Origin of the sequence: Microbacterium stercoris (assembly GCF_017592545.1) — a bacterium.
Taxonomy (GTDB): domain Bacteria; phylum Actinomycetota; class Actinomycetes; order Actinomycetales; family Microbacteriaceae; genus Microbacterium; species Microbacterium stercoris.
On sequence record NZ_JAGFOA010000008.1, the window covers coordinates 33,352 to 48,746 of the forward strand.

Annotated in this window: 12 protein-coding genes; 7 read left to right on the forward strand and 5 right to left on the reverse strand. The window is 71.2% G+C overall.

The features are described 5' to 3' along the window. Positions 1-17: 17 nt before the first annotated feature. Together J5V96_RS16070 and pcaC are read left to right on the forward strand one after the other, a co-directional pair. Positions 18-794 (forward strand): alpha/beta fold hydrolase, encoded by a 777-nt coding sequence (locus J5V96_RS16070; protein ID WP_208505334.1) that lies wholly within the window; start codon positions 18-20, stop codon positions 792-794. Continuing rightward, on the forward strand, positions 791-1,192 hold the full coding sequence (gene pcaC / locus J5V96_RS16075) for a 4-carboxymuconolactone decarboxylase (RefSeq protein WP_208505336.1): 402 nt from the start codon (positions 791-793) through the stop codon (positions 1,190-1,192). Before J5V96_RS16070 ends, pcaC begins: the two co-directional genes overlap by 4 nt. A 485-nt stretch (positions 1,193-1,677) precedes the next feature. Here pcaC and J5V96_RS16080 read toward each other — a convergent pair whose 3' ends face one another. The 4 genes from J5V96_RS16080 to J5V96_RS16095 all read right to left on the reverse strand — a co-directional run bounded on the left by J5V96_RS16080 (position 1,678) and on the right by J5V96_RS16095 (position 8,766). Continuing rightward, positions 1,678-2,334, reverse strand: a complete 657-nt coding sequence (locus J5V96_RS16080; RefSeq protein ID WP_208505338.1) for a VanZ family protein — start codon at positions 2,332-2,334, stop codon at positions 1,678-1,680. A gap of 227 nt (positions 2,335-2,561) precedes the next feature. Further along, positions 2,562-6,110, reverse strand: coding sequence for a thiol reductant ABC exporter subunit CydC (gene cydC / locus J5V96_RS17310; protein ID WP_208505340.1), 3,549 nt, complete (start codon positions 6,108-6,110; stop codon positions 2,562-2,564). Continuing rightward, entirely contained in the window at positions 6,100-7,143 is a 1,044-nt protein-coding gene (gene cydB, locus J5V96_RS16090) for a cytochrome d ubiquinol oxidase subunit II (protein ID WP_208505342.1), read from the reverse strand. Before cydB ends, cydC begins: the two co-directional genes overlap by 11 nt. An 18-nt stretch (positions 7,144-7,161) precedes the next feature. Next, complete coding sequence (locus J5V96_RS16095; protein WP_208505344.1) at positions 7,162-8,766, reverse strand: cytochrome ubiquinol oxidase subunit I; 1,605 nt, start codon at positions 8,764-8,766, stop codon at positions 7,162-7,164. 204 nt (positions 8,767-8,970) lie between these two features. Here J5V96_RS16095 and J5V96_RS16100 point away from each other — a divergent pair, with 204 nt between their 5' ends. Together J5V96_RS16100 and J5V96_RS16105 are read left to right on the forward strand one after the other, a co-directional pair. Then, positions 8,971-9,330 carry a BlaI/MecI/CopY family transcriptional regulator gene (locus J5V96_RS16100; protein WP_208505346.1) on the forward strand — a complete coding sequence of 120 codons (360 nt, stop codon included), beginning with the start codon at positions 8,971-8,973 and terminating at the stop codon, positions 9,328-9,330. A gap of 4 nt (positions 9,331-9,334) precedes the next feature. Continuing rightward, positions 9,335-10,174, forward strand: a complete 840-nt coding sequence (locus J5V96_RS16105; protein WP_208505348.1) for a M56 family metallopeptidase — start codon at positions 9,335-9,337, stop codon at positions 10,172-10,174. 209 nt (positions 10,175-10,383) lie between these two features. Here J5V96_RS16105 and J5V96_RS16110 read toward each other — a convergent pair whose 3' ends face one another. Then, positions 10,384-11,592: an ROK family protein gene (locus tag J5V96_RS16110; protein ID WP_208505349.1), complete on the reverse strand. Its 1,209-nt coding sequence runs from the start codon at positions 11,590-11,592 to the stop codon at positions 10,384-10,386. A gap of 150 nt (positions 11,593-11,742) precedes the next feature. Here J5V96_RS16110 and J5V96_RS16115 point away from each other — a divergent pair, with 150 nt between their 5' ends. Genes J5V96_RS16115 through J5V96_RS16125 form a run of 3 tightly spaced genes read left to right on the forward strand, consistent with a single transcriptional unit; the run spans position 11,743 to position 15,395 of the window. Then, complete coding sequence (locus tag J5V96_RS16115; protein ID WP_208505351.1) at positions 11,743-12,705, forward strand: ABC transporter permease; 963 nt, start codon at positions 11,743-11,745, stop codon at positions 12,703-12,705. Continuing rightward, on the forward strand, positions 12,702-13,694 hold the full coding sequence (locus J5V96_RS16120; RefSeq protein ID WP_307793708.1) for a carbohydrate ABC transporter permease: 993 nt from the start codon (positions 12,702-12,704) through the stop codon (positions 13,692-13,694). Before J5V96_RS16115 ends, J5V96_RS16120 begins: the two co-directional genes overlap by 4 nt. A 54-nt stretch (positions 13,695-13,748) precedes the next feature. Next, the gene (locus tag J5V96_RS16125; protein WP_208505355.1) at positions 13,749-15,395 is read left to right on the forward strand and encodes a type 2 periplasmic-binding domain-containing protein; all 1,647 of its coding nucleotides are present in this window, start codon (positions 13,749-13,751) and stop codon (positions 15,393-15,395) included.

A 15,395-nucleotide genomic window follows, 5' to 3' on the forward strand; every position in this document is an offset into this window, starting at 1 on the left:
TCCGAATCGGAGCAGTCATGACCCAGCCTCCCGTCGCCTTCACGCCGCCCGTCGGCCCCGCGGGCGCGCCCCTGCTTGTGCTCGGGCCGTCGCTCGGCACCTCGACGATCCTGTGGGAAGACGTGATCCCCGCCCTCGCCGCGCAGTACGGCGTGACCGCGTGGGATCTGCCCGGGCACGGATCCGCCCCCGCGGCCAGCGAGCCCTTCACCGTCGGCGAGGTGGCCGACGCCGTCGCCGACGGCATCCGCGCGCTCGCCGATGGTCCGGTGCTCTACGCGGGCGTCTCGTTCGGCGGCGCGGTCGGGCTGGAGCTGCTGCTGCGGCATCCGGAACTCGTGTCCGCGGCCGCGACCGTGTGCTCGTCGCCCCGGTTCGGAGATCCGCAGAACTGGACGGATCGCGCCGCCCAGGTGCGCACGCAGGGCACGGGGGCGCTCGTCACGGGTGCCGCTGGCCGGTGGTTCGCGCCCGGATCGATCGAGCGGCGCCCCGAGCTCTCCGGGCGTCTGCTGCACAGCCTGCGCGATGCCGACGACACCAGCTACGCGCTGTGCTGCGAGGCGCTCGCGCAGTATGACGTGACGTCGCGGCTGGGTGAGGTGGCGGTGCCGGTGCTCGCGGTGTTCGGCGAGAACGACCCGGTCTCGCCCGAGATCCACGCGCGCACCATCGCCTTCTCGGTGCAGAACGGCCGCACGGCGCAGATCGACGGCGCCTCGCATCTCGCACCGGCGGAGTATCCGGATGAGGTGGCCTCCGTGCTGCTCGACTTCTTCGGGGGTGCGCGATGAGCCGCCCCACCGGCGCCGGACTCTCGGACGAGGAGCGCTACGACCAGGGAATGACCGTGCGCCGCGAGGTGCTCTCGCCCGAGCACGTCGACCGCGCGACCGCCAACGCCACCGAGCTGTCGGCGGACTGGCAGGACTTCATCACCCGCGTCGCCTGGGGCGACGTGTGGTCGCGTCCAGCCCTCGACCGTCGCTCGCGTTCGATCGCGGTGCTCTCCTCGCTCATCGCCCACGGCCACCACGAGGAGCTCGCGATGCACCTGCGTGCGGCGATCCGCAACGGGCTGACGCTCGACGAGATCCGCGAGGTCATCCTGCAGTCGGCGATCTACTCGGGTGTGCCCGCGGCCAACACGGCCTTCCGCATCGCCAACGAGGTCTTCGCAGACGAGCTCTGACGCGCCGCCGGGCCTTCGGGTGGGTTGTGGCCTGCGGGGGTGTGGGGCGTTTCGACTCGCTGGCGCTCGCTCAACGAGCGAGGGGGTGGCGGGTGGGTCATCCCCCCCCGTTCGTCGAGCGAGCGAGGAACGAGCGAGTCGAGACGCGTCGAGCCTTCGGGTGAGTTGTGGCCTGCGGGGGTGTGGGGCGTTTCGACTCGCTGGCGCTCGCTCAACGAGCGACGGGGTGGCGGGCGTTGGGCGTGGGCGCGGGGCGGGTGTCACTCCGCCCGTTCGTCGAGCGAGCGAGGAACGAGCGAGTCGAGACGCGTCGAGCCTTCGGGTGGGTTGTGGCCTGCGGGGGTGTGGGGCGTTTCGACTCGCTGGCGCTCGCTCAACGAGCGTGGGGGTGCGCGGGGATGTGGGGCGTTTCGACTCGCTGGCGCTCGCTCAACGAGCGAGGGGGCCTGCGGGGGTGTGGGGCGTTTCGACTCGCTGGCGCTCGCTCAACGAGCGCGGGGGCGCGCGAAGGTGTCAGGCGTTTCGACTTGCTGACGCTCGCTCGACGAGCGAGGGGGTGGCGGGCTGATCCGATCCGGGATCTCCGCCGCCCGGATGACGCGGCGCAGCGGCGGCACCCGTCGCGCGACCGCGTAGACCAGCGCGCCGATCGCCCCGCCGAGGGTGTTGGCGAGCAGGTCGTCGACCTCGAAGATTCGGCCGGTGCTGATCGTCACGCCGAGCACAAGCTGCACCACCTCGATGCCGAGGCTCACGAGCGCGGCCGCGCCGACGATCCGGCCGTACGAGCGGATCCGCGTGACCAGCGGCAGGAGCATGCCGAACGGCACGAAGAGCAGAGTGTTCAGGATGATGCCGGCCGGGTCATCGGCCCAGCTCGACAGCGGTACGAGCTCGACGAAGACGGTCCACGGCGGCAGGTTGTCGCGCGCGGATCCGATCACGATCTCGAATGGCAGCAGCACCTTGGCGAACGCCACCACCGCGTAGACCGCCGTCGCGAGGGCGACGAACGCGCGCAGGGCGGTCATCCGGCCCCGCAGACGCAGGAGCAGGAGGATCGACACAAGCGCCATCAGGGGCAGGATCACCACGGGCGAGTACGGGATCGCCGGGTTCATCGGGGGCAGGCCGGGAGTCATCGCGTTCACGCTACGTTCCGGCGCGCGCTCCCGAATCGGCCGCGAGGATGACATCCGCCCCCGCCCGGCGTGGCGCCGCCCGCTTCCGTGCGGCGTGCGGCCTGCGGCGGTGTGTTGCCGTGGGGGCCGGCCTTGGGGCGTTGACTAGTCTTCCGCGGGATTACTAGTCCCGCCTGGACTAGTAATCCCGCGCGGGACTAGTCAACGCCCAGAGGGCGACCACGCGATCAGCCCAACTCCACCAGGCGGTCGGTGGCGCGGCGGTCGGAGGGGCGGTGCGAGACGAGCAGCACGATGCGGTCGGCGGTGGCCGCGCGCAGGTCGTGCATCATCGCGTCGGCGGTCGGAGCATCGAGGTGCGCGGTGGGCTCGTCGAGCAGGATCACCGAGGCATCCGTCAGCAGCGCGCGGGCGACCGCGAGACGCTGACGCTCTCCGCCGGAGAGCGCGGATCCGCCCGCACCCACGCGGGTGTCGAGACCGTGCGGCAGCCCCTCGAGCAGCAGGCCGAGGCCGACCCGCCCGAGCACCTCGCGCATCTCGGACTCGGCGGCCCTGGGGCGCGCGAGCAGGAGATTGCCCCGCAGCGTCGAGTCGAACACGTACGCATCCTGCGGGCACCACGCGACGCGCTCGCGCCACGCGGCGGCGTCGAGCTCGGCGAGAGGAGTGCCGTCGACCCGCACGGATCCGTCGGCGGCCGGCAGCGCGCCCATCACGATCGAGAGCAGGGTCGACTTGCCCGATCCGCTGGGCCCCGCCACAACGAGCCACTCGCCCGCGCGGGCCCGGGCGGTGAGACCCGCGAACACGGGGGTCTCGCCGTAGCGGGCCGCGATGTGGTCGAGCGAGAGGTCGCGGATCGGCGAGGCCGGGATCGTCGTGCCCGCGGCCGCAGAGGGCGTCTCGTTCTCGAGCGGACGGATGCGGTCGCGCACCTCACGCAGCGCCGGCAGGCGGTGCGCCGCGGCCACGACATCGGCGAGGGGCTCGAGCGCGGCCAGCGTCAGCAGCGCGATGACGCAGGCGAGCTCGGCGCGTGCCCCGGTCGCCAGCGGCGCCACCGCCACGGCGAGGCCCGTGGTCGCGAGCACCACCAGCGCCGTGCCGAGTCCCGCGCCCCATGCGCCGCGCCGCTCGCCGCGGGCGAGGCGGCGCTGCGCGGCCTCGAGCGTCGCGAGCGCCGGGGTCGTCACGCCGTTCGCGCGCAGGTCGTCGGTCGCCGCGGTGAGCGCGGCTGTGCCGCGCACGATCGCCGAGCGCTCGGCGATGCGCGTGCGCTGGGCCCCGCGCGCCGCGGCGGTCGAGAGCCACGCGGCCACCGCGGTGGCGACGCCGAGCGTGAGGCCAACCGCGCCGGTGAGCGCGGGCAGCACGAACGCGGTGGTGATCGTGACGCCGACGATCGACAGCGCACCGACCACGAGCGGGGGGATGATGCGCGGCAGCAGGTCGCGCAGCTCGTCCGCGAGGATCACGAGGTAGTCGACCGGGGATCCGCCCTCCAGCAGGCGCCGCGATCCGGCCCCGCGCGAGGCGATCGACCGCCACAGCCGCAGCCGCAGCGCATCCACCATCCGGAACGCCGCCTCGTGGGTGAACAGGCGCTCGGTGTACCGTGCGACCGATCGCCCGATGCCGAAGAACCGCACGCCGACGATGGCCACGAGCAGGTACATGATGTACTCCTCGACGCTCGCCCGCACGATCAGCCACCCCGACACCGCGCTGAGCGCGAGGCCCAGACCGACGGCGATGAAGGCGAGCAGGGTGCCGAGGATCCACGGGCCGGTGGCGGACGCCGGCCGCCTCGCCTCGTCGCTGCGCTCGTCGCTCGGCGAGCGAGGGGGAACCACGGCCGGGATCGCCGCCGCCCGCTCATCGAGCGAGGGAGCAGCGACCGCGTCGCGACGCTCGACGCCGGGCACGCCCCCGACCTCGACGAACGCGTCCGCCAGCGCGAGCGTCTCGGGCTCGTGCGTCGCGAGCACCACCGTGCAGCGCGGCGCGCGGGCTCGGATCGCCGCGCGCACGAGCTCGGCCGACGCGGCATCGAGGTGGGCGGTGGGCTCGTCGAGCAGCAGCAGGGTCGCGCCCCGGTCGACGCGCGCGAGTGCCCGGGCCACCGCAAGGCGGCGCAGCTCGCCGGGGCTGAGCTCGGCGATCCGCGCATCGGCCCGCTCAGCGAGGCCCAGCTCGCCGAGCGCCGCCGCGTCTGCGCCGTAGAGAGCGAGCTCCTCGCGCGGGGTGGCGGCGAAGCCGTGCGGCGCCTGCGGCGTGTACGCGATGCGATCCGGATCCGTGCCCGTGACGGATCCGGTGACGGTGGCGGCTGCGGGGAGGGTGCCGGCCAGGGCGGCGAGCAGCGTCGACTTGCCCGCGCCCGAGGGGCCTGTCACGGCCGTGATGCCCGCGAGGTGCGCGGTCACGGGCCCGAGGGCCGCGCGACCGGGGTAGGTGACGGCGATGCCGTCGAGGGCGATGCCGTCGTGGGGGTGTGGGGCGTCTCGACTCGCTTCGCTCGCTCGACGAACGAGGGGGGAGGAGCCCGCGGCGCGAGCGAGGGGGGAGGAGCCCGCGGCGCGAGCGAGGGGGGAGGGGCCCGCGGGGCGCGCGAGGGGGGAGGGCTCCGCAGGGCGCGCGAGGGGGGAGGCGCCCAGCAGCTCGCGCACACGGCCGAGCGCCGAGAGGCCGTTCTGGGACGCGTGGAACGCCGTGCCCACGTCGCGCAGCACCGTGAAGCACTCCGGCGCGAGCACCAGGACGAGCAGGGCTGCCTCGAGCGTGACGCCGTCGTGCATCAGACGCAGGCCCAGGAAGACGGCGACCACCGCCACCGAGATCGTCGCGATCAGCTCGAGAGCCAGGGCGGAGAGGAACGCCGTGCGCAGCGTCTCCTGCGTGCGCTCGCGGTAGCGGCGCTGGATGCCCTCGAGAGCGGCCGATTGATCCGCGACACGGTTCAGGCCGACGAGCACCGGAAGCCCGCGGGCGAGCTCGGTGAGGTGATCGGCGAGCCGCGCCAGCGCGCGCAGCGCCTCGTCGGTGCGCGACTGCGTGTGCCGGCCGATCAACACCATGAAGAAGGGGATCAGCGGCACGGTCACCACGACGATGAGGGCGCTGAACCAGTCGGCACCCAGGATGCGCAGCCCCACGATGACCGGCACGACCGCCGCCGCGATCATCGCGGGCAGGCTGCGCACGTAGTAATCGTCGAGCTCGTCGAGCCCGTCGGTGGCGAGCACGGCGACTCCGCCCTCGCCGCTCGCGCCGCCGCGCGCGATCCACTGCCACAGGTCGCGTCGCAGCGTGCCCTTCACGGCGATCGCGATGCGTCGCGCGACCACGTCGGTGGCCCACGCCGACACCGAGCGCAGCAGGGCTCCCGTGAGACCGAGGATCAGGATCCCTCGCGCGTCGAGGGATCCTGCCTGGAGACCGGCGATGCCCGCCGCGATCGCGCCCGCGACGAGCACGAGCCCCAGCGCACGCAGCGCGGCCAGCACTCCGAGAGCGAGGATCGCTACCGGGCGCACCGGGCCGAGCTCGGGCCGGGTGGCGGCGCGGCGCGGGCGCGCGGCCTCGATGAGCCACGGGTCGTTGCCGGTGGGCGTGGGGGTGGCGGTGCCGTGGGCAAGGCCGGGGCCTGCGCCGGGTGCGGGGCGTCTCGACTCGCTCGTTCCTCGCTCGCTCGACGAGCGGGAGGGGGTTCCTCGCTCGCTCGACGAGCGGGAGGCGGACGAACGGGCGGGGAGCGGAGCGTCAACGCCCATTCGGGGAGAGGATCGCCGGGAGGAAGCCGTGGGCCGCGGGGATCGCGCCCGGGGTGACGCGCTTGCGGAAGATCCAGTACGACCACGCCTGGTAGCCGAGCACCAGGGGCAGGAAGATCGCCGCGACGACGGTCATCACCCCCAGGGTGTACGGGCTGTTGGAGGCGTTCCACACCGTGAGGCCGTGCGCGGGGTCGAGCGTCGAGGGCAGGACGTAGGGGAACATGCCCGCGAAGATCGAGCCGGCGCCGAACAGCATAAACGCGGCGTAGCCGACGAACGCGCGGCCCTCGCGGCGGGCCCGCGCTCCGACGAATCCGAACACCGCCCCGAGCACCGCGAGCACCACCAGCGCCCACGAGAACCACGTGCCGCCGTGCTGGAACTGCACCCACAGCGCCCATACCGCGCCCGGCAGCAGCCCGACAGGGCCCCAGGTCGCGGCGTAGCGCCCGGCGCGCTCGCGCACCGCTCCGTCGCTCTTGAGCGCGAGGAACGTGGCACCGTGCGTGAGAGCGAAGCCCACCAGAGCGAGCCCGCCGATCACCGCGGGCCAGCTCAGCCAGGCGAAGGGCCCGCCGACGCGGTCGCCGTACTCGTCGAGCGGCAGGCCCGTCGAGGTGATCGCGAGCGCGGCTCCCACGCAGAACGACACCACGAGGGATCCGAGACCCAGTGCCCACGTCCAGAACGTGGCCCAGCGCGGATCGGTCATCTTGCCGCGGTACTCGATGCTCACCGCGCGCAGGATCAGACCCAGCAGCGCGATGGTCAGCGCGACGTAGAGACCCGAGAACAGCGAGGCGTACCAGGCGGGGAAGGCCGCGAACAGGGCCGCACCGGCCGTGATCAGCCACACCTCGTTGCCGTCCCACACGGGGCCGATCGTGTTGAGCATCACGCGGCGCTCGCGGTCGTCCTTCGTGGAGAAGATCATGTGCATCCCGACGCCGAGATCGAACCCCTCCAGCAGCAGGAAGCCGATCCAGAGCACGCCGATCGCGACGAACCAGACCACAGGCAGAACATCCATGAGAAATCCCTTCCCTGATCAGTACGCGAACGCGAGGACGTCGGAATCGGACGAGGGGCGATCCGGATCATCCGGATCGTCGGGCCCTCGATCGGTGCGCTCGATGCCGTGCTCCATGTCGGGCATCGCGGCGGCCACGCCGCCCCGGGCGTACTTGAAGAGCAGGATCAGCAGCACCACCATCAGCACGCCGTAGACGGCGGTGAGCGAGATGACCGAGAACAGCAGTTCGCCGACCGTCGCGCTCGGCGAGACCGCGGCCGCGGTGAACATAAACACCGCGTCGTTTCCCCAGTACGCGGGGTTGGGGGCGACGACGAAGGGCTGCCGGCCCATCTCGGTGAAGATCCAGCCGGCGATGTTCGCGGCGAACGGCGCGGTGATGCCGACCAGCGCGAGGCGCGCGATGCCCTTCGACTTCGGCACGGTGCCCTTGCGAGTCAGCCACAGCGCGACCACGGCGGCAGCCGCGGGGATCGCGCCGAGCCCGATCATCAGGCGGAAGCCCCAGTAGGTGACCCACATGACCGGCACGTAATGGATCTCGGCACCCGCGCGGTCGCCGAGGCGCGGGTCGTCGGGCAGGTTCGTGCCGAACAGCTCCTGGTACTGCGGCTCGAGGTCCTTGATGCCGGGCATCTCGGCCCCGAAGTCGCCCGTGGCGAGGAAGCCGAGCAGGCCGTGCACCTCGATGATCGGCGTGACCTCGCTGCAGTCGCGGGCGCCCGGATCGCCGATCGACAGGATCGAGAACGAGCTTCCGGAGGTGCACGCGGCCTCGGCGGCCGCCATCTTCATCGGCTGCTGCTCGTACATGAGCTTGGCCTGCCAGTCGCCGGTGAGGGCGACGGCGCCGAAGCCCACGATCGCGACCACCGCGCCGATGCGCAGCGAGCGCAGCCACACCCCGTGGTCGAGCTTGTCGCGACCGACGATGTGCGGGTTCTCGCCGACGACCACGCGGCCCTCGGAGTCGACCGAGTCGATGCCGTCGTGGCGGCGGCGCCACAGGTGGTGCCAGGCGATGCCGAGCAGGAACATGCCGCCGACCATCAGCGCGCCGGCGATGGTGTGGGAGAACGCGGCGATCGCCGTGTTGTTGCTCAGCACGGCCCAGATGTCGTTCATGACGGGGCGGCCGTTCTCGCCGATCTCGACGCCGACCGGGTGCTGCATCCACGAGTTCGCGGCGATGATGAAGAACGCCGACATCCACGACCCGATCACGGCCAGCCAGAGCGCGGCGAGGTGCACCCCCTTGCGCAGCCGGCCCCATCCGAAGATCCACACGCCGAGGAAGGTCGACTCGGCGAAGAACGCGAGCAGGCCCTCCATGGCGAGCGGCGCGCCGAAGACGTCGCCGACGAAGCGCGAGTAGTCGCTCCACGCCATGCCGAACTGGAACTCCTGCACGAGGCCGGTGGCCACGCCCAGGATGAAGTTGATGAGGTAGAGCTTCCCCCAGAACTTCGTCATGCGCAGCCAGCGCTCATCGCCGGTGCGCACCCAGAGGGTCTGCAGGATCGCGACGCACGCGCCGAGCCCGAGCGTCAGGGGCACGAGAAGGAAGTGGTAGACGGTGGTGATGCCGAACTGCCAGCGGGCGATGTCGAGCGGATCCATGGGAGCCTCCCTGTCGCGAGGCCCGTGGGGACGTGGTGGCCTCGGTCTGATGCCGAAGCTACTCCGGCGATGTGATTCTACGGAGCGTAGAAATAGTTCTACGAGGACTAGAAGTATTTCGCTTTGATGTCGAAGTAGTTCTACGGGCGCGCAAACCCGGGCTACCCTGGACTTCTACGATCTGCGCGCACGGAAGGGGGCGACATGGGAAGTCTGGGTGAGCTCGAGCGCTCCGTGATGGACGTGCTGTGGGACGCGGAATCCCCGGTCACGGCGTACGACGTGCAGGAGCAGCTGGAGCGCGGGCAGGGCCGTCAGCTCGCCGCGACCACGCTGCTGACCGTGCTGTCGCGCCTGGTGAAGAAGGGCTTCGTGGCGTCCGACCGCTCGGCGCGGCCTCACCGCTACCACGCCGTCGGCAGTCGCGTCGATCACGTCGCCGAGCTGATGCACGAGGTGCTGGGTGTCGCCGGCGACCGCAGCGCCGTGCTCGCGCGCTTCGTCGGAGGGGTCTCGCCCGAGGACGCCGAGGTGCTGCGCCGCCTCCTCGCCGGCGCCGTCTGAGCCGATGACGGCCGTGCCCTGGCTGCGGCCGCTGGTCGGGGGTGATGTGATCGGGGCCCCCGGGCTGCCGATCGACGAGGTGCTGCTCATCGCTCTCGGGGCGGCGCTCGTGGCCGTGCTGCTGGCGTGGCCCGTGCCGATCCTGCTCTCGCGCGCCGCGTGGCCCGCCCGGCATCCCGGCTGGGCGCTGCTGCTGTGGCAGCTCATCGCCGTGGCCGGCGGGCTCGCCATGATCGGCGCGCTGCTGCTGGTGGGCGGCGCGCTGCTGCCGGCCGCGTGGGAGGGGCTCGCCTACGTGCTCCCCATCGCGCTCGCCCTCTACCTTCTTGTGCACCTGGCGATCACGGTGGTGCAGTTCGAGCGGCAGCGCCGCCGCCACCTCGAGCTGCTGCTGCTCCTCTCCTCGCCCCACCCGACGCAGGCCCGCACGCGCGTGCTCGACGACGCCGCACCGGTCGCCTACTGCCTGCCCCGCGGGGTCGGATCGGTCACGGTGCTGTCGCAGGGGCTGCTCGACGAGTTGCATCCGGATGAGCTCGACGCCGTGATCGCCCACGAGCGCGCCCACGTCGAGCAGCGGCACGAGGTGCTGCTGGTCGCCTTCAAGGCGTGGCGCGAGGCGCTGCCCTGGTTCCCGATCGCCGCCGTCGCGGAGAGCGAGGTCGCCGCCCTCGTCGAGATGCGCGCGGACGACAGCGCGCGGCGCTTCCTCGCGCACGCGGGCGTCGATGCCGATCCGGTGCTCGCCCGCGCCATCCTGCGCGTCGCCGGGCCCGCCGCAGACGCAGCCCCGGCCACGGGGCGCGACCGCATCCGCGACCGCTTCCTGCGCCTGGGCCGCTGAGCCCCCTCGCCCCTCGTTCGTCGAGCGAGCGAAGCGAGTCGAGACGCCCCGAACCCCTCGCCCCTCACCCCTCGTTCGTCGAGCGAGCGAAGCGAGTCGAGACGCCCGAACCTCTCACCCCTCGTTCGTCGAGCGAGCGAAGCGAGTCGAGACGCCCCGAACCTCCGTCGAGACGCGAATCCGCTCCCCGCGGTCAGGGCTCCCCGCGGTCAGGCCCCGGTGGGGGCCACGGCGAGCGCCGCACGCAGCGCGGTCACGGCGGCGCCGCGCGCCCAGTCGAGGAACGTGTGCCCGCGCACGACCAGCCGGCAGTTGCCGGCGGCTCCGAACGCGTGGGCGGCGAACTCGTCGCGGATGCGGCGCTCGTAGAGGTCGTAGTCGGTCACGCCCTCGCCGGCGATCACCACGACCTCGGGGCCGATGAGGTTCACCGTGGCGGCGAGCGCGGCGCCGATGGCTGTGCCGGCGCGCTCGAAGGCGGTGACGGCGGCGGCATCCCCCTCGTGCGCGAGGCGGACGACGTCGTCGAGGGTGAGCGAGGGATCGTGGTGCTCGGTCTGCACGGCCTCGAGGATCGCGCGGGAGGAGGCGACCGCCTCGACGCATCCCCGGCGCCCGCAGACGCACAGCGCGTCGGGGCGCGCGAGGGGGAGGTGCCCGATCTCGCCCGCCACGCCATGGGATCCGCTCACGACGTCGCGGTTGACGTAGATGCCGCAGCCGATGCCGGCGCCGATCGTGATGATCGCGAAGCTCTCGGCCTCGGTGCCCTCGCCGAACCACTGCTCGGCCTTGGCGAGTGCGAGTACGTCGTTCTCGACGATCACCGGCAGGTCGAGCTGCGCCTCGATCTCGACACCCAGCGACACGTGCGTCCAGCCGAGCAGGGGCGAATCGCGCACCACGCCGGCCTCGCTGTCGATGTCGCCGGAGACGGCCACGCCCACCCCGGCCAGCGCATCGGCCTCCGCTCCGAGCGCGGAGATCAGCTCGCGTGCGACCTCGACGATCGCCGCCGTCACGGTCTGCGGCGAGTGCTCCGGGAGGCTGCGGCGGGTGGAGGCCAGCAGCTCGTTGCCGAGGCTGACGGTGGCGGCGACCACTTCGCCGGCGTTGACCTTGACCCCGATCGCGAGCATCGAGCGGGGCACCACGCTGAGCGGGTACACCGGGCGACCAGGGGTCGAGTGCTCGGCGTGCTCTCCCACGGTGACGAAGCCGTCGCGGATCAGCGGGCTGACGGTCTTGGTCACCTTCGCCGGGGACAGGCCGGTGAGGCGCCCGATCTCGACGCGGCTGATGGGGCCGTTCGTGATGATGCGGGTGAAGATCTCGGCCGACGTGGTGGTGCCGAGCTCGGGCCTTCTGCCGCGGGTTGTGCGATCGGCGACGGAGGAGGCCGGGGACGCAGCGGTCATGGGGTACCTCGAACGGGGTCGGGAGCGGGTGGGCGTGGGGATCGCGTCCTCCGATGTTAGTGACCGTCCGAGGAGACGTCGGATGATTATGGCGCTGTGCGCCGGGATGGGTTAATGTTACGCCGTAAATTAATTCGCGAGGAGGCGAAGATGGTCAGTGTCGATGACGCTCCCGTCGCGGAGCGCACGCGGCCGGGTCCGCGGCGACGAGGCCGTATCGGCCGGAGCCTGCGGCGGTACTGGCAGCTGTACCTGCTGCTGCTCATCCCCGTGGTCTGGTTCATCGTCTTCCGGTACGTGCCGATGGCCAACGCCGTCATCGCGTTCAAGGAGTACAGCCCGGTCCTGGGCGTCTGGGGGAGCCCCTGGGTGGGCTTCAGCAACTTCACCCGGCTCTTCAACAACCCGGTCTTCCCCACGCTGGTCGGCAACACGTTCATCCTCGCGGGATACACGCTGCTCGCGAGCTTCCCGCTGCCGATCATCCTTGCCCTCGCGCTCAACGAGGTGCGGCTGCGCTTCTTCAAGCGCACCGTGCAGATGGTCACCTACGCCCCGTACTTCATCTCGACGGTCGTGATCGTCTCGATGACGATCCTGCTGCTCTCTCCGCGCGTGGGCCTGGTCGGACGCACGTTCAGCTTCTTCGGCACCGGATCGGTCGATCTGCTGGCCGACGCCGACTTCTTCCGCCACATCTACGTGGCCACCGACGTGTGGACGACCACGGGCTACTCGGCGGTGATCTACCTCGCGGCCCTCGCCGGTGTGGACGTCTCGCTCTACGAGGCCGCCCGGATCGACGGCGCGAGCCGCTGGCAGAAGATCCGGCACGTCGACATCCCGTCGATCATGCCGACCGCGACCATCATCCTGATCCTGGGTGTCGGCAACATCATGGCCATCGGCTTCGAGAAGGCGTTCCTCTTCCAGAACAACCTCAATCTCGCGACGTCGGAGATCATCCCGACCTTCGTCTACAAGACCGGCATCCTCAACGCCGACTTCAGCTTCGGCGCCGCGGTGGGTCTGTTCAACGCCGTGATCAACCTCGTGCTGCTGGTGGTCGTGAACGCCGTCGCCAAGCGCGTGACGGGAAGTGGACTGTGGTGACCGCGATCGATCAGAAGAGCCCGCGCGATGCGATGGGCGCCACCGAGGCCATCGTGCTCAAGAACGTGCGGCCCCGGCGGGCACGCCGCGGCGCGGGCGCGCCTCGGGGCACGCGCATCAAGGACAGCCGGGGAGACCGCGTCTTCGTGGTCGGCGCGTACATCCTGCTCGCCGTCTTCCTGCTCGTGGTGCTGCTGCCCCTGCTCAACATCGTGGCGAGCTCGCTCTCGAGCGCCCAGGCGGTGTCGTCCGGCAAGGTGCTGTTCTGGCCGGTCGACTTCACACTGCGCGGCTACGAGCTGGCGCTGCAGAACGACGGCATCCTGCGCGGCTTCCGCAACTCGATCTTCTACACCGTGGTGGGAACGCTCGTGAGCGTCGCGGGCACGGTCGCGGTCGCGTACCCGCTCTCGCGCACCCAGCTCTTCGGCCGCCGCTTCCTCATCGGCTTCGTCATCCTGACGATGCTCTTCACCGGCGGCGTGATCCCGACCTATCTCGTGGTGCAGTCCCTCGGCATGCTCGACACCGTCTGGTCGATGCTGCTGCCGAACGCGATCGGCGTCTGGCAGGTGATCATCGCGATGGTCTTCTTCCGCACCTCGATCCCCGAGGAGCTGCACGAGGCGGCCCAGCTCGACGGCGCCAGCGAGCTGCGCGTGCTGTGGCGCATCGTGCTGCCGCTGTCGGGGCCGATGCTCGCGGTCATCGCGCTGATGTACGCGATCGGACAGTGGAACTCGTACTTCGACGCCCTGCTGTACCTGCGCAACGCCGATCTCCAGCCCCTGCAGCTGGTGCTGCGCAGCCTGCTGATCCTCAACGACCAGGGCAGCGGCAACATCGCCGAGCAGCTCGAGCGACGCGAGCTGCGCGACCTGCTGCGCTACTCGACGGTCGTGATCGCCACCGTTCCGATGATGATCGTCTACCCGTTCGTGGCGAAGCACTTCAACAAGGGCGTGATGGTCGGCGCCGTCAAGGGCTGACACCGCACGCTCACCTCCCCACCCCTGCATCACCCCACCAGAGAGAGAAACGCAATGAAGCGCACAATGATCCGCACCGCGGTCGCCGCCGCGGCGGTCGTGGGCACCGGTCTGGCCCTCACGGCCTGCACCGGCGGCAGCGGCCCCGCCGAGGGCCAGGACGACGGCAAGCTCACCGTCTTCGCCCAGGAGGGGCCCGACGGCAAGCTCGCCGACAACGTCTTCACGAAGACCGTCGCCGACAAGTTCGACGTCACCTTCGACTGGAAGGTGACGACGCGAGACTCCGCGGCGGCCGCCGAGGCCCGCCAGGTCGGCCTCGCGTCCGGCGAGTACCCGGATGCCTATTTCCTCATCAACTACATCGACGGGTTCTCGCGCAGCGAGCAGCTGAAGTACGGCAAGCAGGGCGTGCTGATCCCGCTCGAGGACCTCATCGACGAGTACGCGCCGAACCTCAAGAAGCGCCTCGACGAGGAGCCCGACTGGAAGCAGTCGATGACGGCCCCCGACGGGCACATCTACTCGATCACCCAGTGGTCCGAGTGCTATCACTGCAGCGCGCAGGAGAAGCTCTGGATGAACAGCGACTGGCTCGACAAGCTGGGCCTCGAGCAGCCGACCACCACCGACGAGCTGCGCGCGGTGCTGCAGGCCTTCAAGGACAGCGACCCGAACGGCAACGGCAAGGCGGATGAGATCCCGCTCACCACCCAGGCCGACCACTCGGCCGTCGACTACCTGATGAACGCGTTCACCTACGCGCCCCTGCACGGCGGAGCCCGCCCGGCGCCGCTGGTGCTGGAGGACGGCAAGGCGGCGCTCGCCGCCGAGTCGGACAAGTGGCGCGAGGGCCTGACCTACATCGCCGGTCTCGCGGCCGACGGCCTGCTCGACACCGCGGCCTTCACGCAGAACGGCGAGGCCCTGCGCGCGGTCGGCGACTCGGCCGGCGATCCCATCCTCGGATCCGCGCTGGTGCTGCACCCGTACGAGTTCGTCTCGCCCAACGCCGAGGACGGCCGCGACAAGCAGTACGACGCCGTGCCGCCGCTCAAGGGACCGGATGGCACCCAGTTCGCCACGAAGATGTCGCCCGTCAGCCAGATCGGCATGTTCGCGCTGACCAACAAGTCGTCGGAGGACGACCGCAAGAAGGCGATCCAGATCATCGACTACCTCGTCACCGACGAGGGCGACCGCCTGGGCGCCATGGGACCGGAGGGTCAGGCTTGGGTCGAGGCGGAGCCGGGAGATGTCGCGCTCGACCCGACGCTCGAGCCCACCTTCAAGCCGCTCGCGTACGACGAGAAGTGGAACGCCGCCTGGCGCTCGATGGGCCAGTACTGGGACTCGGCCGAGTACCGCAACGCGCAGGTCGTGACGGGTGATCCGTACACGCCGGATGGCTACGAGCGTCGCCTGTTCGATGCGACCACCCCGTACGAGCCGCACTTCCCGACCGACGACATCCTCTTCCCGACCGAGAAGATCTGGCCCGACGACGAGACGGCCACCGAGCTCGCCGACCTGCAGACGAACATCACCTCCTACGTCAACCAGGCGCAGGCGGAGTTCATCACCGGGCAGCGCGACATCGCCGACGACGGCGCGTGGGAGTCGTACAAGGCCGACCTCGAGCAGCTGGGCCTGCCCCGCTACCTCGAGCTGATGCAGGCGGGCTACGACGCCATCGGCTGA